This window comes from Pseudomonas rhizosphaerae (assembly GCF_000761155.1).
Classification (GTDB): Bacteria; Pseudomonadota; Gammaproteobacteria; order Pseudomonadales; family Pseudomonadaceae; genus Aquipseudomonas; species Aquipseudomonas rhizosphaerae.
Map to the genome: position 1 here is coordinate 46,212 of NZ_CP009533.1, position 18,852 is coordinate 65,063.

The window sequence follows — 18,852 nt, forward strand, 5'->3', positions numbered from 1 at the left end:
TGAAATGGCTCCGTCTAGACGTGACGCAGAATTTGTTGATTGGTGGTTCGATGTCAACACACGCTTCGGCAACTGCGTAACGTCCGATGATCTTTTTGCGCAGGTGGAACAGGAGATTCGGGCGTTGGATTTCGACTGTTTCGCGTACGGATATCGACGGCCTGTTCCTTTCAATCAGATCGAAGGACGCGTTAAGGGAAGTTATCCCGCAGAGTGGCTGTCGCACTATGAGGACAGACGTTACGGGGAGATTGATCCGTCAGTGATTATGGCTCGAGAAAGAGGATTTGTGATCTGGGCCGACCACAGGGAAATGATGGGTTCCCGGATTTTTTGTGAGGCAAGGGAGTGGGGTTTGAACATCGGTGCGACCTTCATGATGCGTGGCAGAGATCAGACTGCGCATGCGATAGGTGTTTCACGCCGTAGTGGATCAGTGTCTGCAAACGAAGCGCTGCTACTACGATTGAAGATTAGCAATATCTTGGCATTATTGGAGGACTACATCCATCCAGTGGATATAATCACCGTGTCGAATATAAAGTTGAGCTGCAGGGAGCTCGAAGTTCTGAGATGGATCGGTGATGGAAAATGCTCACAAGATGTATCTTGCATTTTAGGTATTTCTGAGAACACTGTGAATTTTCACGTTAAGGGAATTCAACGGAAATTTGGATCAAGCAACAGAGTGCTAGCGGCGGCATATGCTGCCGCATTGGGATTAATCTAAGCGCAGTAAAATAAATTTACGTTGTGACTGACTGTTGCGACCGGCTCCGCAGCGATAATCCGACCCAGAAACTACCCTGTCCACCTCACAAGCCTACTTTTTTTGGTAGTTGTGAGCTCTTTTTGGTTGTTCTAAATTCTACCCTGTTGCACGAGAATAGATAGCCACGGGGGGTACTCTCAATGTACCGGTTTGAGTGTAAGCAATATATCCAGTTGGATGAAGGCGTGATTCAAGATCTAGGGAGATTTAGGGATAGGATCTTCATTGGCAGGCTCAAGTGGAGTATTGGCGATACGCAAGAAAATGCAGGTGTGGAATTAGACCAATTTGACGTGCCGAATACCTCCTACGTAATTGCTCGGGATGCTAGCGGGAATATCGTTGGATGTACTCGATTATTGCCTACCGTGAAGCCTTTTCTGATGGGAGATATTTTTCCCGAACTATGTGCCGAAGGCGTGCCTCGAAATCAGCACACATGGGAGATATCCCGCGGCGCAGCATTAAATATCAACAATGGTCGCTTGGCGGCAGAACTGTTCGATCTTTCACTTCGATTCGCATTGGCGCAGGGTGCTATAAATGTTGTTGCAGTGGTGACCTGCAGCCTTGAACGGTACTTTAAGCTACGAGGTTTCGACTGTGTTCGATTGGGTACGGCGGTGAATTATGGGCGCGATCTGCTGGTCGCCCTGAGCTTCTCCACCGAACAGTTTTATAGTTCAAGGCTGAGATTAGATAATTCTTAAACAATCTTTGAACATGCCTCTTAGTTCAATTGACTTAGGCCTTTGCGTAGGTCGCATGTTCGTGAAGTGATTGCTACTATGATTTGATAGCTTGGAGGCAGGGATGATTTACGATGTAGTAGTTGTTGGAAGTGGAGCTATTGGCGGCTCGATTGCATTTGAGTTGGCTAGCCGAGGCTTGAAAGTATGCAGAGTCGGAGAAACTGTTCGTACTAATGCTGCTTCAAAAGCTGCCGGCGCTATGAACGGATGCTTTGGTGAGGTCACTGCAGGCCTGATGGCCAGTGAGCATGGCCGCCTTAAGTTACAGATGGATATTCAGGCGAAAGGGATGTGGGATGCGTGGTCGGAACGCCTTACTAATGCTTCAGGGGACACGAGGCCACTCTTCGCTGCGCATGGAACGCATGTGATCCTTAATTCCGCCGGTATGGCCGACATTGACAGCGTCAACTATGCTGCGATTATGCAGGCATTGGATGACCATGGTGAGCCCTCGACAGTGGTGAATCCATCTGAGCTTGACTGGATTAAAGCCAATGACTTGGTACGGCCACTACAGGCGCTTCTAATCGCTAACGAACATGCCCTGAATTCTCACGTGCTGCTTGAAAAACTTGATAAGGCGTTGCTTTCGTCGAGCGGAGATGTTGTCGAAGCGAATGCCCGTACGTTAGTAACAGAGCAGCGTGCTATCTCTGGAGTAGAGCTTGAGAGTGGGGAAGTAATATCCGGCAAGCAGGTCGTAGTAGCCGCTGGAGTTCATTCTCTTGGACTGTTTGATAGCTTGCATGATGTCAAAGACCTTATTCCACCTTTGTTCGCCGGCTATGGCGTATCGATATTAGTCAAAGTCAAACCAGGGCACACCGTGCCCTCCACGGTCATTCGCACTCCTAATAGGGCTTTCGCCTGCGGCCTGCATTGTGTGCCGCGCTCACCTGAACTGCTCTATCTAGGAGCAACCAACATTTTGGCTGAAGAGCCCCGTTCTCATGCATTAGTTTCCGACGTACAGTTTCTCCTTGACTGCGCGGTCGATCAGTTAAACCTAGACCTGCACGATGCGGAAATTATGAGTATTCAGGTCGGTAATAGGCCTATACCGGCTGATGGGTTCCCACTGATTGGCCCATGCGGCTATAAGGGGCTGTGGATGGCTACAGGCACTTACCGGGATGGTCTGCACCAGTCTCCGCTGTTAGCTAACTGGATGGCTGATCAGATACTAGGTATTGCTAATGATATAGATCTATCCCGCTTCACCCCTATGCGTAAGCCGTTACAAGGTATTTCACGAAGCATGACTGTTGTGGAAACAGTTAAGCAGATGTTTGCTACAGGTTATGAGTATCGTTGGAATATCAAGCCGTACTGGCTGCCGCTGTTAGATAAGGGCATGACCAATAACTACGAAGATTTAATCAATTCTTTGCATCCAGAATTCACTCCCCCGCCTGAACTTATCGCGTTCGCTTATCTGTATCCCTCGATGTATGACCGTCTCGCCCGCTATTACGGAGCATGGTCATGAGTACAGAGCTAGAACAGGAGCGTGCATGCGCGCTGGCAGCATTGCTCAAAGCGGGTGTCTGGGATGCTGAGGGTGATCTACAAGCTCTGGTTGAACACAATTTTCCAAGTACTGAGGTGCTAAGCGACCGAGCAGTCAAAACATTTCGGCAAGACGTTTCCGAACGCTGCTTGCGGATTCCGCTAGGGCATATTCTCGGTTACGCCGACTTCGCAGGTATCCGCTTCGTAGTGGGTAGTGGGGTATTTGTTCCCCGGCGGCAGAGCATGGCTATTGTGCAGTGGGTGGAAAAAAAGCTAAACCTGGATAGGACATCAAAAGTTTACGACCTGTGTGCCGGGGTAGGGGCGATTGGCTTATCTATAAGTTCTCGGTTAGGAGTTGGCGTGGTGTGTGTCGATAAAGATCCCACTGCGCTAACCTATCTACAACGCAATTTTTACCGACTTGGCGCCTCAAAATATGGTGCCATATATAAGTCAGCAGATATTATGAATCTTGCGGACTTTCAAGCCGCCGCCGGTACTGCCGATGTAGTAGTTTCCAATCCGCCATATGTTCCTGAAGGCACGACATTGGAGCCTGAGTGGAGTGAGAACCATCCCCCTAGTTCTATCTTCGCACCTGATGAGGGCAAAGGTCTGATTGAAGCGTCGGCACGTGTAGCCAGCCTGCTACTCAAACCCGGTGGTACGTTTCTACTTGAGCATAGTGAAGTGCAATCTTTTCAAGTAAGTATGATTCTAGATGGTGCTGGATTCAACACGGTGCGCACCTTATTGACCGAAGAGTTTAGCGACGCACAGGGTCGTCTGTAATCACCGTTGGAGTTAGAGCATGAAAAAAATTACAGGAGATTCAAAGAGTAATACTAATGTTCGTAGAGATACCTGGATGAACATTCGAGAGCGACGTACAAGTGACGTAACGACCACGGCTTCTGGAACAGGCGTTACAGCCTTTGAAGTAGTTTCCCGCAAGGGAAAAGTACTCATGTTGGCAGATGGGACCAGCTGTACCGAATTCATATCATGTTCGTATCTTGGATTGGAAAGCCACCCGGCATTAGTCGGAGCAGCTCAATCGGCTTTAGAGCGCATAGGAGTTCATCTATCTGCCAGTCGGAGCGCGATGAGCCCTTCATATCTGCGAGAGCTTGAGCAATTGCTAAGTGATATCTATGGAGGCTGCAGCATTACTGTCTTCACCTCAACAAGTAATGTGCATCTTGGTGTCCTGCCTCTCTTGGGTAGTGGAAGGATGGAAGGCTATCCCACAAAGCGCGCCGTTAAGTGGCTAGTTGATCGCACAGCTCATGCGTCGATGCAGATCCTCCGCGGGGTAATGTCTCAGTTCGGAGACGTCGATCGTGTGGATACTCGAGATCTAACAGGGTTGAAGACAGCGTTGGCAACGTGTGTCAGAGATCACATTACGCCTGTCCTGCTTATTGATGGAGTGGGCTCCATGTCAGGGTTGCTCCCGGTGAATGAGCTCAGCGATCTTCTGGCAACCGCTGGGGGTTACCTTTATGTCGATGACGCACATGGCATCTCCATCACGGGGCGTCATGGTGCAGGTTATGCGTTCGAAGCACTCGGGTACTGCCTACGTCCAAATACGCTGATTGCTGGCTCGCTGAGCAAGGCATTTGGCGGCGCAGGTGGTTTCATAGTTCTAAACGCAGATTATAACTCGGCGCAGCTACGCGCTCTAGCTAATCCGCTAGTATTCGGACACACCGTCTCGGTACCACTTTTGGCTGCCAATGTCGCTTCAGCTCGGCTCCACCTCTCCTCGGATATAGTTGAGTTACAGAATGCGTTGTGGGCAAACGTTCGTCGTTTCGATGGACAAATGGAACAAAAATTAATGAACGCTTCTCTACCTGCGCCTATTCGTGGTGCGTTGTTCCACACTGAAAAACAGGGCGTTACCGCAGCTAGCAACTTGCGGGATGCTGGTCTTGTGGTATTTCCGGTCTTCTATCCAATTGTTGAAACCGGTAAGGCAATGCTGAGGTTCGCTTTTTCGTCGCTTCACACCCCAAGTCAGATAGATGCTTTGGCCCATCAAATCACTAGTCAACTTTACCACGCTGAGCTTTGAATAGGGTAAGGAGTTCCCATGTCCACAGATAGCGATACAGATCTATTAAGCGCCAGTCTGGTACTTTCACCTTACCGCGAGCAGATTGACCAGCTAAACCATATACTTGTGGATCTTTTGGCGAAGAGGATGGAAATCTGTCGGGGGGTCGCGAGGGTCAAGTGTGCTAATAATATCGCCATGATGCAGCCGCAGCGCGTGACATCAACTTTGGATCAGATGAAATTGCTAGCTCCTTCGCGGCAACTTAGGCCTGAGTATCTAGCGGAAATCTTTAACATCATTATTGAGGAGACTTGTGAAGAGGAACGGCGCTTAATGGACGCGATTTCGAATTCAAAAAAGGAGGGTTGACTGTGAAAATTTTGATCGTGGATAATTTTGATTCCTTCACCAACAATATTGCTCAATACCTTTATGAAGCCTCTGGTGAGCACCCAACGGTCTTGCCCAATACTGTTACGTTTGAGTGCCTAGAACTTGATAAATACGATGCAGTAGTTCTATCTCCGGGGCCAGGGCATCCAGCACGCGAAGCGGATTTCGGCATCTGCCGTCAAGTATTGGCTCGCAGCAAATTACCGATACTAGGCGTATGTCTTGGTCATCAGGGAATCAATTGCTTCTATGGCGGAACGGTTGATCATGCGCCGAAGCCTGTACATGGTTACCGAGCGCGTATTAGCCACTCGGGCACAGACCTCTTTGAAGGTGTTCCCCAGTACTTTGAAGCAGTTCGATATCATTCATTGGTCTGCACTGATATACCATCCTGTCTTGAGGTCACGGCAAGTTCAGCATGTGGGTTAGTGATGGGGATTGCCCATCGTGATCTGCCGATCTGGGGAGTGCAGTTTCACCCCGAGTCAATTGAATCAGAATATGGTATTAAGATATTTAGAAACTTTGTTCAGATGGCAAAAACATATGCCATAGACTGTGAGGACTCCGAAGGAAGTACCGTTCAAGCCGCAATTCAGAAGGTTGGCGGCCCTGCGCACTTGTTCGTCACTTTCGAGCGTCTAGCGCAGAGAGTATCTTGTGCGGAGCTTTTTACCGCTAATTTTCCTGACAATAAACCGGTGTTTTGGCTTGACTGTGAATTATCTAGTAACTCGCAATCGCACTACTCGTTGATGGGTAACTGTGGTGCTGATTGTGCTTTGATTTTCAGTTATGATGTCAAAAACAGAGTTCTATCCATCCATGGCCCTGCAGGATCCACGACAGTCACAGGTGATTTCTTCAGCTTGATGGAGAAGTTTACCAATTTGCTTACGGTCGAAACGCCACGCCAACTTCCTTTTCCTTTCAAAGGCGGGCTGGTTGGCTACCTCGGCTATGAACTAAAAGCTTTGGTCGGTACAAGCAACTCACATGAGTCGGAATTGCCAGATGCCATATTCTATCTTCCTCAGAATATTCTTGTGATTGATCATGCTGAAGAAGTTTCTTACTCATGCCATCTATGGGGACGAGATCCTGTAGTGCTTGCTTCTAATCCAACGACCCCGTTGAATAAGTTAAAGTACTCACCAGGGCCCGTTGAAGAATCTAAGCTTTCATTGGCAGATAGTTCAGTCGCGTATATGGCAAAGGTTAATGAGTGTCTTCAGCAAATAATCAATGGAGAGTCATATGAGATCTGTCTTACCAATCGAGCCCAGGTTAAGTGTAAAGTGTCTCCCATCAGCTGTTATTTACGAATGCGGCGTATCAGTCCGGTTCCATATGGCGCTTACATTAATACCGGCGCGTTCTGGATTTTGAGCGCATCACCTGAGACGTTTCTCACCATTCAGCCTTCTGGCCGTATTACCTCAAGACCTATTAAGGGGACTCGGCCTAGAGGTCAAACGCCCGAGACAGACGCCATGCAAAAACAAAGCCTTGCTTCCTCGGCTAAAGATCGCGCAGAAAATCTGATGATCGTTGACCTTGTGCGCCACGATTTAAATAGCGTTTGCGTGCCTGGCTCCGTCAGGGTTCCCCAGGCCTTCGATATCATGAGCTACTCCTCCGTTCATCAACTGGTTTCCACTGTAGAGGGGAGGCTGCGCATGGGGGTTACACCCTTCGCAGCAATCAAAGCATGTTTTCCAGGTGGTTCAATGACGGGCGCGCCAAAGCTCCGTACCATGGAGATTATCGACCAGCTTGAGACGTCCGCGAGAGGTATCTACTCTGGAGCTCTGGGTTGGATAGGACTGGACGGTTATACGGATCTAAGCATTGTCATTCGGACCGCGGTGATTAAGGATGGAATTGCTTGCTTTGGGATTGGTGGTGCTATCGTCGCAGACTCTGTTCCTTGCGACGAAATGGAGGAAACGTTAGTCAAGGCGAGTGTGCCTTTCTATAGCATCACAGGGCAGGAGTAAAAACTTGAATAATGTTTTGATATTGGGCGGCGCGGGAAGGGTGGGGCAATTCATGGCTAAGATTTTAGAGCCTCACACCCGCGCTATAACTATAGTCGATCTTGTAGCGCCACCGCCGCAGTATCGCCACTACCTGCTGAGCGCGCTGGACGTGGTTGAACATAGATCGGATATATTGCAGGAAAACACCACAATTGTTTTTGCATTGGCTGAGGACTTGGCGATCGCAACACTCGAAAGTCTTTCCCGAAAACATTCTCCAGTCGAAGTCATCATAAATACCTGCTCAATTCAAGAGGCATTTCATGCGAAGACCGCGGTGTTATTTCCAAGCGTAGTTTCAGTAGGAGTAAATTTTATGTTCTCCCCAGATCTTGACTGCCGTGGTCGGAGTGTAGCGGTGTGCGAGTACCGTCAGAGCAAGGCAGGAGAGTTGCTTGAGACAATACTTTCGCACAATGAAATGGAGGTTGCCAAGGTGGCGCCTGCTGAGCATGACGCACTAATGGCTGTATGCCAAAGCCTGCCTCATGCTGCGATTCTAGCCTTTGCTTTAGCACTGCAGCGATCAGGATTTGACATAGAAACATTGAACGCTCTGTCCCCTCCGCCTATGAAAGCTATGTTGAGTATGGTTGCTAGGGTTCTCCGCAATTCGCCTGAGACGTATTGGGATATCCAAAAAAATAACCCTGGTGCTCAGCAGCAGCGTGATCGGATGATTTCAAGCCTAGCGCTGCTCACTAATTTAAGTCTAGAAAATAGCAGTGACCATTTTTCCGATGAGTTGTGTGAAGTGCGAAAGTATCTGGGTAAGCATCTCCAGATCTACACTGACGCTAGCGCGCAGTTTTTCGATGTTCTTAGTCGTAATCGGATCACCAGTTGACTTATCAGTAAATATGGCTCTATAAATGCCATAATGTCTTGCTGCTAGCCTAAAGGGCAACTTGAGGTAGTAGTCCTTTCATATGATACTTGATAGTAGCTCAGATACTATCAAATAGGTCGCGAAAGTGTCAGTTGCGCTAATGTTCCAGCCGTCCACGGTATTATTTCGTCACCGAAATGCTGCTGTTGACCTAGACGACCGGTGGGGCCGAGGATGGATATTACACACTGATGGAAAAGCACTTCTATCTGGGCTGTATAAAGGGAAAGCCTGTGGCTACAGGAATGCTTGACCTTGCAAAAGGCGGAATAGGCGCGATCTTTGTGCATCTTAGCTTTAGACAAAGAGGCACTGGTGGGAAAATCCTGTATCACCTCGAATGTCTGGCACGGGATTTGGGCTTGGAAGAAGTCAAGCTTGATGCTACTTTGAATGCGGCTGGCTTTTACCGACGTTACGGCTTTGTTATTCAGAAGCCTGCGATTTACCGTTCTCCTTCGGGGCTTCAGCTGGCGTGTGTTCCTATGGTAAAGCGACTGTGACTGGTTTGCTTAATGTTCAGGAATTGGGGCATCGAATGATGTGATCGTAGTTTTCTGAAGAATCACTTCTTAGTTTTCGGGGTAAATTTCAGTTATTTGTCAACCGTGGTGCAGGCCATTCCCAACCACACGTTGCCATCCCTTGGAACTTTCCCACCCTAACTCCCTTCAATACCCATGAACCTGTCGCCCGTCCGTTCCATCCGACACCCCGACAGGTTTTTTTTAGCACACCTCTGAAACCGGTTTCAGAACTCAGTGCAGACCAGTCCATCTCATCCCGCAGGAGCCCGGAAAGGATGACCAAAAACCCATTGAAGCGAGTCTCGATCACCGCACTGGCGGCCGCGATTTTGGCTTTGACAGCGAATGCAGGCCAGGCCGAGACCATTGATCGCAGCGTGGTTCCCATTGGTTCGATCCAGGAGGTGGCGGCGTTCAGCGGCCCAGGGCCGTCGGGCATTGTGGTTACTCTGGAAGGGCGCACCTTTGTCGGCTTTCCGCGTCATGCCGATGATCACGCCGGCATGACGCTGGGCGAGTTGGTCGACGGCAAGCTGGTTCCCTATCCCTCCGCCGATGTGAGCCTGCCTTCTGGGCTATCTGACGCCAAGCGTCTTGTCTCCCTGCATGGCATGACCTTGGACAAGCGTGGGCGCCTCTGGTTGATCGACGATGGCAAGCGCGCCGGCAAGCCGGGCATTCCGGCGGGGGCGGCGAAGGTGGTGGGTATCGACCTGAGCAGCAACAGCATCGTGACGTCCATCGAGCTTAAGGATGCCCTGCGTCAGGACAGCCACATGAATGACCTGCGCATCGATCTGACCCACGGCAGCCAAGGCACCGCTTATGTCGCCGACTCATCCTTCGGCGACGACCCGGCTTTGGTGGTGGTGGATCTGGCCACGGGGAAACAGCGTCGTGTGCTTGCCGGTCATCCTTCCATCGTGGCGCAGAAGGATTTCGTCACTCAGCTCGACGGTGTGCCCATGCGCTACGACGGCAAGAACACCGCATTCCCTCACGGTGGCGTCGATGGTCTGGCGCTGACGCCCGATAGTTCGCGTCTGTTCTACTCGCCGCTCACCAGCCGACACCTGTGGAGTCTGCCGACCGCGGCACTTTCCGACTTCGGCCTCGATGATCGACAACTGGCTGCCCAGATCAAGGATGAAGGCGAGAAGGTGATGGTCGACGGGATGGACATGGACGCTCAGGGCCGTCTGTACATGACCGATGCCGAGCATCATCAGGTGCTGCGCCGCTGGCCGGATGGCCGCCTCGACGTGGTCGTGCGCGACCCGCGACTGGTGTGGCCGGACGGCGTATTCGTGACCGCCGATTCGGTGTACGTGACGTTGGGGCAGTGGAGCCGGATGGGCAAGGGGTTGGACACCCGGCAGCCGCCGTATCTGTTGGTAAAGGCGCCTATCGAGGCCACCCCGCAGTTCGACGCCGCGCAATGACCGGAGCGGGGGCGCAGATCGTGTCCTCCGCCGATAAGAAACACTGTCTGAAAGCCTGAAGATCCTCTTCGCCGCCATTGATTCAGCCCACTGCCGTTTGCCCAACTCGAGCCTCCAGCCACCCGGAAAAAGCGCGGCACACTTATTGCTCTGCTAACAATAAATTCATAGATAGCTAGCAAAGTCAGGGCCTCGAATCATGATCGCTACCTCTTCTCACGCCGTGATCTGCACGCCTCACGCCCAAGCCAGTGCCGCAGGGATGCAGATCCTCGATGCGGGTGGCATGGCCATTGATGCCATGCTGGCAGCCAGTGCCATGCTTGCCGTGGTCTTCCCGCACATGACTGGCCTGGGCGGGGATGCCCTCTGGATGATCCACGACACCAAGGTCCGCACCATCGTGGGGATCGGGCAGGCCGGGCAGCGGTTGCCCGACGGCGGAGTCATCGGTTTGAGAGGTCCATCGTCGGTCGCCACCACGGCGGGTGCGCTGGCGAGTTGGCAGACGGCGGCGACTATCAGCAGGCAGGAGTGGGGCTCCCGTTTGGGTTGGGCCGACCTGTTGCAGGACGCCGCGAGCGTTGCGGAGGCGGGCACGCCCGTTTCACAGTCCCAGCTGTTTTGGCAGACACTGCGGCAGCCACTCATCGAGCAGTTGCCGGACCTGCACGGTGTCTGCAAAACCGATGGGCGATGGTTGCGCGCAGGCGATACGCTGCGCCAGCCGGCGCTTGCCAACACCCTGCGGCATCTGGCCAGGTACGGGGTCGAGGATTTCTATCAGGGCGAGTTGGCTCACGCGTTCGGGGCGGCGTTCGATCGGCTCGGTTGTGGCTTGACCCAGGCCGATCTGGCGGCCACGCGTGCACCGCTGGTGGCCCCTGTTTCGGTGCCTTACCGGCAGGGCCGACTCTACAACGTCGCACCGCCGTGCCAGGGTCTTTACACCCTGCAAGCCATGGCCGCGCTGCAGCACAAACCACTCGCGCAGGTCGGCAATGGCAGCGCGCTGTACTACCACTACCTGGTCGAAGCCATCAAGCAAGGTCTACTGCGCCGTAACGCGCAGTTGTGCGATCCGCTGAGCACCGCGTGGGATTTCGCCGCCAGTCTCGATGAACGGCACGTTCAAGGGTATGCCGATGCCATCGACGACCAGCGTGCAGCGCCGTGGAACGAGCCGGGACGTCCTGCCGATACGGTCTGGATGGCTGCAACCGATGCCCAGGGCCGGACGGCCTGCCTCATCCAGAGCCTGTTTCACGACTTCGGCTCGGGCTGTATTCTGGGCGACACCGGGGTGCTGTGGCAGAACCGTGCTGCGGGTTTCAACGCCAGCCCCGAACACGTCAATGGCTGGGCCCCCGGCAAGCGTCCCGCGCACACGCTCAACCCATCCTGTTACCTGGCCGACGATGGCCGCCGCTGGTTCTTCGGCACTCAGGGAGGCGATGGTCAACCGCAGACGCAGATGGTCCTGGCGACGCAGCTCATCGACTATCAGCAGCCTATCGATCAGGCCTTGGGCTTCCCCCGCTTTTTGCTGGGCCGCAGTTTTTTCGACAGCACCGACAACCTCAAACTCGAAGGCGACATGAGCGCCGCGAGCATCGAAGGCCTGGCGGCGCTGGGTCATGGGGTGGAAATCATACCGGCGCAGAGCCCGATGACGGGCCATGCCGGTATCATCGCCATTGATGCCCAGGGGCGGCGCAGTGCCATGCATGATCCGCGAGGCGAGGGTACGGCACTTGGTCAGGCAGACTAAAGGTTGAACGGGTATTTGCCGGATACTAGCCATCTCGTGTATAGGCATGAGGCTTTCTAGACAACAGAGGAAACGATGGGGTTGAGTACCGTCACTGCCAAACAGCTTGAGGTGCAGCGTATCGTCGATGCGCTGTTCAAGGCTATTGCCCACCATCGCCTGCCGCCCGGCACTCGGTTGGTCGAAGCCCACATCGTCGAAACCCTGCAGGCCAACCGCAACCATGTGCAAGTCGCCCTGCAGCGGTTGGCGATGCAGAAAGTAGTGACCATCGAAGCCAATCGGGGCGCCATGGTGGCCCAGCCCACAGCCAAGGAGGCGCGGGATATCTTCAGCGCCCGTCGCGCCATCGAACGGGCGATCGTCGAGGCCATTACCCCGGCCGTGATGCGTAAGCACCGCCAGCGCATTGCCAGCCATATGAACAACGAGCGCAAAGCCACCAGCGATACCGATCGACGCGCCATCGTTCGCGAGCTGAGCGAATTCCATCTCATGCTCGGCGAAATCAGTGGAAACGTCGTGCTCAGCGATATTCTGGGCAATCTGATGGTGCGCAGCTCATTGATCGTGGCGCTTTACCAGCGTAACGATGTGCCTTCATGCGCGTCGGACGAACATCAGCAGATCATCACCGCGCTAGAGCAGGGCGATAACGCAGGGGCCGTACGGGTCATGCTGGAACACCTGGACGAACTTGAAGGGCAGTTGGCCCTGGAAGAGCGAGCCTTGGAGGAGTTCAACCTCAAGCAGGCGCTGAATGGCTGACGAGCAGGCTTGCCCGTTCAATCATGGCCTCAGCAACGTGCCGACCGGTCGACTGAATGTTTGCCTGCCACCCTTGAAGCCCATCACCGGGGCGCTTATCTCGGCAATCACTGCTGCTGGCGACGGCGCGTCGAAGACGATGAAGTCGGCGCGGCAGCCCGGTAGCAGGCCGTAATCTTTCAGCCTGAGCAGGCGTGCCGATTCGCTGGATACCCAAGCCAGGCATTGCAGCAGCTGCGGCACCGTACCCATCTGGCTGACGTTGGCGAACAGATTGGCCTGACGCACCAGCGAGGCATCGCCATAGGGCGTAAAGGGGTTGCCGACATTGTTGGTGGACACCGAACACGTCACGCCGCAGGCGTGCAGATGCGCCAGCGGTGCCAGCCCCCGAGGTTTGTTGTGGAACACGTCGCGACCCATCAGGAACAGGTCGGTGCTGGGCAGGCAGGTCACCTGAACGCCCGCTTCGGCCAGCTCCAGTGCGAGCACCGTCAGTGATTCCTGGGGCAAGGCGGACAGCTTGGTCACATGGCCGATGGTCACACGTCCGCCCCACCCATGCAGCCGAGTGCAGCGCGCGACTTCCATGACGGTCAGGCCTTCGGGGTTCAAATCGAAATCCAGATGCAGGTCCAGGTCGCAGTCGTAGCGTGTGGCCAGTTCGAACAGCCGCTGGATCTGCCCCAGCGGGTCGCTGTCCATGTACGGACACCCACCCAGGACCGTTGCACCGCTTTCCAGCGCCTGGCACAACAGGGCCTCGGTCCCTGGGTTGTTGAGCATTCCTTCCTGCGGAAACACACACAGTTCCAAGGTTATTGCCCATGCATAGTCGGCCTGCAAACGGCGAATGGCATGGAAGCCGGTCAAGCCGATCTGTGGATCCAGCTCCACATGGGTGCGCATGTGCGTGGTGCCTTGCACGATGGCCTTGTCCAGCACCTGCGCGCCGCGCCGATACACATCATCTTCGGTAAATCCGGCCTTGGCCGCTCGGGTTTGGGCCACCGCTTCCGCCAACGTGCCTTCCTGTAGATGGCATCGCTGCATGATGCAGGCTTTGTCCAGGTGAATGTGGGTTTCGATCAGGCCGGGCATCACGAGCTGGCCCCGCAAATCGAGGGTTTCCCACGGGCCTGCGTCAGCGCTCAAGGCTTCGACGAAATAGCCGTTTTCGACCTGCAGTTCGGTCAGGTGGTTATCGGCGCCAAGCCGCACATTGATGATCTTCATCGCCTTCATGCACTGACACCTTCGCCCAGGTAGGCCGCAGCCAAGTCTTTGTCTTCGCGCAATTGAGCGGCGCTGCCGGTTTTCACGATGGTCCCGGTTTCCAGCACATACGCACGATCAGCCACCTGCAGCGCCAGGTTGGCCATCTGGTCCACCAGCAGAATGGTCACGCCCTCGTCACGCAGGGCAGCCAGCGCGTCGTAGAGCTCGCCGATCATGGCGGGCGACAGGCCCAGGGAGGGTTCGTCGAGCAACAGGATTTTCGGCTTCGCCATCAGGCCGCGACCCACGGCAACCATTTGCTGTTCACCACCGGACAGCAGGCCGGCCGGGTTGTCGATGCGATCGCGCAGGCGAGGGAAGCGCTTGAGGATGGCCTCGATTTCAGCCTCGGTATCGAAGGCTTCGCGGCGTGAGTAACCGCCCAGTAGCAAATTGTCGCGCACGCTCAGGTAAGGAAAGACCTGACGGCCTTCGGGCACCAGCGCCAGGCCCTGCGCGGCAATCAGGCTGGCGCTGGTCTGCTCGATATTTTCGTTGTCGAGCAGGATGCTGCCGCTGCTGGCGCGATGCAGGCCGGCCAGGCATTGCAGAATGCTCGATTTGCCAGCGCCGTTCGCGCCGAGAATGGCCACCAGCTCGCCGGGATTGACCAGCAGATTGACCTTGTTGACCACGGCGGACGCGCCGTAATCAATGACCAGATCCTTGACGTACAGGCGCGCATCGCGGCTACCGGCCCAGGGTTGGGCACGCGCGGTGGCCTGATAGTCGGTGCCGCCCAGATAGGCCGCGATCACTTGCGGATTCTGGCGGATTTCAGACGGCGGTCCCGAGGCGATCGGCTTGCCAGCGTCAAGCACCAGTAAATGCTCGGACACCGACATGACCAGCGTCATGTCGTGCTCGACCAGAATGACCGTGAGGCCGAAGTCCGCCAGCTTGCGCAGCAGTGTCGCCAGGTCGTCGGTGTCGCGACGACTGAGGCCCGCCGCAGGTTCATCCAGCAGCAATACCGCCGGTGCGGTCGCCAGCGCCCGGGCTATTTCCACCAGGCGACGGTCTACGTGAGGCAAATCTTCGGCGGGAATATTCACCTCGCCGCGGTAGCCCACCAATGCCAGCAGATCCAGCGCCAGGCTGCGTTGTGTTTCCAGGGCGCGGCTGAATGGCAGGCCCAGGCGTCCCTTCTGCATCGCCACCAACAGGTTGTCGAGTACGGACATTTCGCCGAACAGCAAGGTGGTCTGGTAAGTACGAGCGATGCCGGCCCTGGCGGTTTTCCAGGCCGGTAGGCCGGCCAGCGGTTGCTGCAATTCGATCTGGCCGCTGTCCGGTGCGTAGAATCCGCTGATCATATTCAGAACGGTGGTTTTGCCCGCGCCGTTGGGGCCGATGATGCTGGTGATACTGCCAGCGGGTGCCTGCAGGCTGACGTGTTGCGCGGCCTGCACACCACCGAAGCGAATGCCGATATCGGAAACCCGCAACCCTGAGGACGGGCCCCGGCTGCGCAGATGCGCGGCCATGCGTGCTTGATCGATGGACGTCGGCGGCAGCAAGCGCATCGGTTTGATCAGGCGTCGCGCAAGGGCACCCAGCAGTCCGTTGGGCGCGATCCACAATACGATGAGCAGGAGCAGGGAGAAGATCAGCAGCCGGTATTCGGCGAAATCCGAGAGCAGTTCCGGTACCAGCACGATCAACACTGCGCCGATCAGCGGCCCGAACAGCATGCCACTGCCGCCCACGATCACGGCCAGAACGAACAGGATGGATTGGGAGAAGGGAAAGGATTCCGGGTTGATGAACATCAGCAATGGCGCGAGCAAACCGCCTGCCAGCCCGGTCAGCGCTGCGGACAATGCGAACGCCAGGGTCTTGCTGATCACCGGATTGAAGCCCAGCGAGCGTGCCGCGATTTCCGAGGTTTTCACCGCACGCATGGCCTTGCCCCAGCCGCTCTGGCTCAGGCGCCGATAGAACAGCAGCGCGCCGATCATCAGCGCGCCGGCCAGCAGGGCGAGCAGGATCGCCGGATCCAGGCCGGCGAACTCCGGTAGCGGGATACCCATCAAGCCGTTGGAGCCTCCGGTCACGTCCCGCCATTCGATCAAGCCGTGATGCACCACGAACGCAAAGGCGATGGTGATCATCGCCAGGTAAGGGCCGCTGACCCGAAGCGCGGGAATCGCCAGCAGCGCGCCAATCAGACCCGCCACCGCACCGGCCATTGGCAGGGCCAGCCACAGCGTCCATCCGGCCATGCTCAAGAGTGCCGATACATAGGCGCCTATCGCGTAGAACGCGATATGCCCGAAGGAAATCTGTCCGCTCAGGCCGATCAGGATATTGAGGCCGACGCCGACCACCGCCGCCAGGGCGCAGAGGGTGAAAACCAGTAACGAATAGCTGTCGAGCGTGAACGCCATGACGCCGCAGACCACAGCGAGCAAGGCGATGAACGCTGGGGCGACCAGGGTTTTGAGGTTGTTCATACTTTCACCAATACCCGGCTGCCGAACAGGCCGTTAGGACGAATCGCCAGCGCCAGAATGACCAGCGCAAACGTGAATATCTGGGTGAATGCAGAGCCGAAGTACAGGGTGATCAACGCCTCAGCCAAGCCGAACAGCAATCCGGCGGCGAACACACCGCCCGCGCTGCCGATGCCTCCGAGAATCGCCACCGCAAAGGCTTTCAATCCGAACAACATGCCCATTTCCGCATTGACGCTGAACAGTGGCGCAATCAACAGGCCCGCCACCGCCGCGAAGACGGTCGACAACGCAAAGGCGATGGCGACCACACGATTGACGTTGATGCCCATCAGCATCGCGGCGCGCGGATTTTGCACGCAGGCTTCCAGTACCTTGCCCAGTCGGGTGTAACGCCGCACCAGATACAGCGCCAGGGCGACGGCCGCGCCTGCCAGTGGAATCAACAACTGCAGGGCGCTGATGTGGCTGCCGAACAGCTCGACATTCAGGTTCACCAAGTGGCTCTCGAACTGCCGAGGTTCCTTGCCGAAGGTAAACAGCGCAAGATTGTCCACCAGAATCCCGCCCGCCACCGTTGCCATCAGCCAGGCCTGCGAACCACGGCTGTGGAAGGGCCGCACCAGGTAGCGCTCGATCGCCAAGCCATACACGGCACAGAGGATCAGTGTCAGTGGCACGCCCAGCCACAGTGGCCAGCCCCAATTGATGCAAAACAGGTAGCCGAGCACCGCACCGACCATCATGGCGCTGCCCTGGGCAAAGTTGACGGTGCGCGATACGACGTAGGTGAGGTGAAAACCCAATGCCAGCAAGGCGTACATGCTGCCCAGGCCGAGCCCGGTGATAACGGCGGCGGTGAACATCGCTTACTCCTGAGGCTTGAGCGGCACGATCTGGTCGTTGACGAAATGGGTGAAGATATAGTCGTCAGGGCCCAGGGCATCATGCTTGGATGGGCTGAACGGCTGCTTGTAGTGCTTGATCAAGCCGTCATAGTCCGTGACCGCATAGAAACCGTCGCGCACGGCGGGGCCTTGCGTAGTGCCGGCCTTTTCGATGGCTTGAGCGGCGAGATGCAGCGCGTCGTACGCATTGGCGATGCCGACTGCCGGGGTGACGTCGGCCACGGTCTTGATCTGCGGGTAGGCCGTTTTCAATGCGGCCAGCAATGCATCGCCCTTGGCACCGTTGTGTTCCGTGAACACGTAGGTCTGAATGAAATGGACCTTGGACGCATTCGGCCCCGCCAGTTCGCCGAAACGACCACCCGCCGGCCCCCAGTGAGAAACCACAGGCACGTCCCAACCCATGCGGTCCAAGGATTTGACCACCTGAGCCGAAGGACCCACGTTGCCCACCATCAGCAGAGTGTCCGCACCGGCGTTTTTCAAGCGAGTCAGTTGCGGAACCACATCCAGATCGCTGTCCTGAATGCGCTCGACACCGGCATTGGCCAGGCTGCGTTTTTCCAAGGCGCGTTTGAAACCTGCCTCGTTGGATTCGCCCCAGGGATTATTGATGAGGATCATGCCCGGCTTTTTCATGCCGTTGTCGACCCCGTATTGCACCAGGGCCTCGTCCACCAGCTCATCGACGGCAGAGACCCGGAACACGTAGTTGTCTGTCGCACCGTTTTCGGTGATTTTCGTACCCGCGGCCCAGATGCCCATGAACGGTACTTTCAGCTGATTGGCCAGCGGAACGATAGCCAGGGAAACTGGCGTGTCCAGGCCGCCGAACAGCACGGTGACCTTCTCGCGCTGGACCAGCTCGCGCGCGGCGAGCATCCCCTTGGACGGGTTGCTTTCATCATCTCGACGCACCAGCTCCAACTGACGGCCAAGCACGCCGCCGCTGGCATTGACCTCATTGATGGCCATGGTCAGGCCGCGGGTCAAGGCTTCCCCGGATTTGGCCGATTGGCCCGAAAGGGCGGCTACCAAACCGACTTTGATCGGCGGTTCGACCGCTTGCGCGCCATGGATCATCGCCAGGTTGAGCGTGGCTGCCGCAGCCACGGGGAACAGCAGACGTTGCAGGTTTGGAAGCCAGGTGGCCATGGTTTACTCTCCTGATTGCTAGCATTTGCATATTTATTGCTAGCAAGTAGGATGCCAGTCGTTAGATCCACAAAAATGGCTGATATGTCCCTAAATACCGCAGTCTGCGC

15 protein-coding genes and 1 pseudogene are annotated in these 18,852 nt (G+C 55.6%); 12 read left to right on the forward strand and 4 right to left on the reverse strand.

Annotation, left to right across the window (positions count from 1 at the left end; all coding sequences use genetic code 11):
• The first annotated feature begins 4 nt into the window (after nucleotides 1-4).
• The 12 genes and pseudogenes from LT40_RS00215 (at nucleotide 5) to LT40_RS00265 (ending at nucleotide 12,945) form a co-directional block, all read left to right on the forward strand.
• Nucleotides 5-730 carry an autoinducer binding domain-containing protein gene (locus LT40_RS00215; protein WP_052393152.1) on the forward strand — a complete coding sequence of 242 codons (726 nt, stop codon included), beginning with the start codon at nucleotides 5-7 and terminating at the stop codon, nucleotides 728-730.
• 227 nt (nucleotides 731-957) lie between these two features.
• Nucleotides 958-1,482, forward strand: a complete 525-nt coding sequence (locus LT40_RS00220) for an acyl-homoserine-lactone synthase (protein WP_158497432.1) — start codon at nucleotides 958-960, stop codon at nucleotides 1,480-1,482.
• 103 nt (nucleotides 1,483-1,585) lie between these two features.
• A complete protein-coding gene (locus LT40_RS00225) occupies nucleotides 1,586-3,016 on the forward strand; it encodes an NAD(P)/FAD-dependent oxidoreductase (RefSeq protein ID WP_043185015.1) in 1,431 nt (476 codons plus the stop codon).
• Nucleotides 3,013-3,834 carry a N5-glutamine methyltransferase family protein gene (locus tag LT40_RS21025; RefSeq protein WP_237749275.1) on the forward strand — a complete coding sequence of 274 codons (822 nt, stop codon included), beginning with the start codon at nucleotides 3,013-3,015 and terminating at the stop codon, nucleotides 3,832-3,834. The genes LT40_RS00225 and LT40_RS21025 overlap by 4 nt, the downstream gene beginning before the upstream one ends.
• Nucleotides 3,835-3,853: 19 nt before the next feature.
• Complete coding sequence (locus tag LT40_RS00230) at nucleotides 3,854-5,125, forward strand: aminotransferase class I/II-fold pyridoxal phosphate-dependent enzyme (RefSeq protein ID WP_052393155.1); 1,272 nt, start codon at nucleotides 3,854-3,856, stop codon at nucleotides 5,123-5,125.
• A gap of 18 nt (nucleotides 5,126-5,143) precedes the next feature.
• Nucleotides 5,144-5,479: a chorismate mutase gene (locus tag LT40_RS00235; protein WP_043185018.1), complete on the forward strand. Its 336-nt coding sequence runs from the start codon at nucleotides 5,144-5,146 to the stop codon at nucleotides 5,477-5,479.
• 2 nt (nucleotides 5,480-5,481) lie between these two features.
• Nucleotides 5,482-7,506: an aminodeoxychorismate synthase component I gene (gene pabB / locus LT40_RS00240; protein ID WP_043185022.1), complete on the forward strand. Its 2,025-nt coding sequence runs from the start codon at nucleotides 5,482-5,484 to the stop codon at nucleotides 7,504-7,506.
• Nucleotides 7,507-7,510: 4 nt separating this feature from the next.
• Entirely contained in the window at nucleotides 7,511-8,395 is an 885-nt protein-coding gene (locus LT40_RS00245; RefSeq protein ID WP_043185026.1) for a prephenate dehydrogenase dimerization domain-containing protein, read from the forward strand.
• 197 nt (nucleotides 8,396-8,592) lie between these two features.
• Nucleotides 8,593-8,940, forward strand: a pseudogene (locus tag LT40_RS00250) (GNAT family N-acetyltransferase); the annotation flags it as partial.
• A gap of 299 nt (nucleotides 8,941-9,239) precedes the next feature.
• Nucleotides 9,240-10,406: an SMP-30/gluconolactonase/LRE family protein gene (locus tag LT40_RS00255; RefSeq protein WP_043185027.1), complete on the forward strand. Its 1,167-nt coding sequence runs from the start codon at nucleotides 9,240-9,242 to the stop codon at nucleotides 10,404-10,406.
• Between the two features lie 199 nt (nucleotides 10,407-10,605).
• Entirely contained in the window at nucleotides 10,606-12,177 is a 1,572-nt protein-coding gene (locus LT40_RS00260; RefSeq protein WP_043185029.1) for a gamma-glutamyltransferase family protein, read from the forward strand.
• Nucleotides 12,178-12,252: 75 nt separating this feature from the next.
• The gene (locus LT40_RS00265) at nucleotides 12,253-12,945 is read left to right on the forward strand and encodes a GntR family transcriptional regulator (RefSeq protein ID WP_043185031.1); all 693 of its coding nucleotides are present in this window, start codon (nucleotides 12,253-12,255) and stop codon (nucleotides 12,943-12,945) included.
• Nucleotides 12,946-12,966: 21 nt separating this feature from the next.
• Here LT40_RS00265 and LT40_RS00270 read toward each other — a convergent pair whose 3' ends face one another.
• From LT40_RS00270 to LT40_RS00285, 4 genes are read right to left on the reverse strand one after another with little or no spacing between them, the layout of a single operon-like run.
• Nucleotides 12,967-14,190 carry an amidohydrolase family protein gene (locus LT40_RS00270; protein WP_043185033.1) on the reverse strand — a complete coding sequence of 408 codons (1,224 nt, stop codon included), beginning with the start codon at nucleotides 14,188-14,190 and terminating at the stop codon, nucleotides 12,967-12,969.
• Nucleotides 14,187-16,679 carry a branched-chain amino acid ABC transporter ATP-binding protein/permease gene (locus tag LT40_RS00275; protein WP_043185035.1) on the reverse strand — a complete coding sequence of 831 codons (2,493 nt, stop codon included), beginning with the start codon at nucleotides 16,677-16,679 and terminating at the stop codon, nucleotides 14,187-14,189. The genes LT40_RS00270 and LT40_RS00275 overlap by 4 nt, the downstream gene beginning before the upstream one ends.
• Complete coding sequence (locus tag LT40_RS00280; RefSeq protein WP_043185038.1) at nucleotides 16,676-17,545, reverse strand: branched-chain amino acid ABC transporter permease; 870 nt, start codon at nucleotides 17,543-17,545, stop codon at nucleotides 16,676-16,678. The genes LT40_RS00275 and LT40_RS00280 overlap by 4 nt, the downstream gene beginning before the upstream one ends.
• 3 nt (nucleotides 17,546-17,548) lie before the next feature.
• Entirely contained in the window at nucleotides 17,549-18,742 is a 1,194-nt protein-coding gene (locus LT40_RS00285; RefSeq protein WP_043185041.1) for an ABC transporter substrate-binding protein, read from the reverse strand.
• Nucleotides 18,743-18,852 lie beyond the last annotated feature (110 nt).

Excerpts from the sequence above, each read along its gene's own strand:
- LT40_RS00215 (WP_052393152.1), top strand. The coding sequence starts at position 5 with ATGGCTCCGTCTAGACGTGACGCAGAATTTGTTGATTGGTGGTTCGAT.
- LT40_RS00275 (WP_043185035.1), bottom strand. The coding sequence starts at position 16,679 with ATGAACAACCTCAAAACCCTGGTCGCCCCAGCGTTCATCGCCTTGCTC.
- LT40_RS00230 (WP_052393155.1), top strand. The coding sequence starts at position 3,854 with ATGAAAAAAATTACAGGAGATTCAAAGAGTAATACTAATGTTCGTAGA.
- LT40_RS00270 (WP_043185033.1), bottom strand. The coding sequence starts at position 14,190 with ATGAAGGCGATGAAGATCATCAATGTGCGGCTTGGCGCCGATAACCAC.
- LT40_RS00225 (WP_043185015.1), top strand. The coding sequence starts at position 1,586 with ATGATTTACGATGTAGTAGTTGTTGGAAGTGGAGCTATTGGCGGCTCG.
- LT40_RS00285 (WP_043185041.1), bottom strand. The coding sequence starts at position 18,742 with ATGGCCACCTGGCTTCCAAACCTGCAACGTCTGCTGTTCCCCGTGGCT.
- LT40_RS00280 (WP_043185038.1), bottom strand. The coding sequence starts at position 17,545 with ATGTTCACCGCCGCCGTTATCACCGGGCTCGGCCTGGGCAGCATGTAC.
- LT40_RS00235 (WP_043185018.1), top strand. The coding sequence starts at position 5,144 with ATGTCCACAGATAGCGATACAGATCTATTAAGCGCCAGTCTGGTACTT.
- LT40_RS21025 (WP_237749275.1), top strand. The coding sequence starts at position 3,013 with ATGAGTACAGAGCTAGAACAGGAGCGTGCATGCGCGCTGGCAGCATTG.
- LT40_RS00265 (WP_043185031.1), top strand. The coding sequence starts at position 12,253 with ATGGGGTTGAGTACCGTCACTGCCAAACAGCTTGAGGTGCAGCGTATC.
- LT40_RS00260 (WP_043185029.1), top strand. The coding sequence starts at position 10,606 with ATGATCGCTACCTCTTCTCACGCCGTGATCTGCACGCCTCACGCCCAA.
- LT40_RS00255 (WP_043185027.1), top strand. The coding sequence starts at position 9,240 with ATGACCAAAAACCCATTGAAGCGAGTCTCGATCACCGCACTGGCGGCC.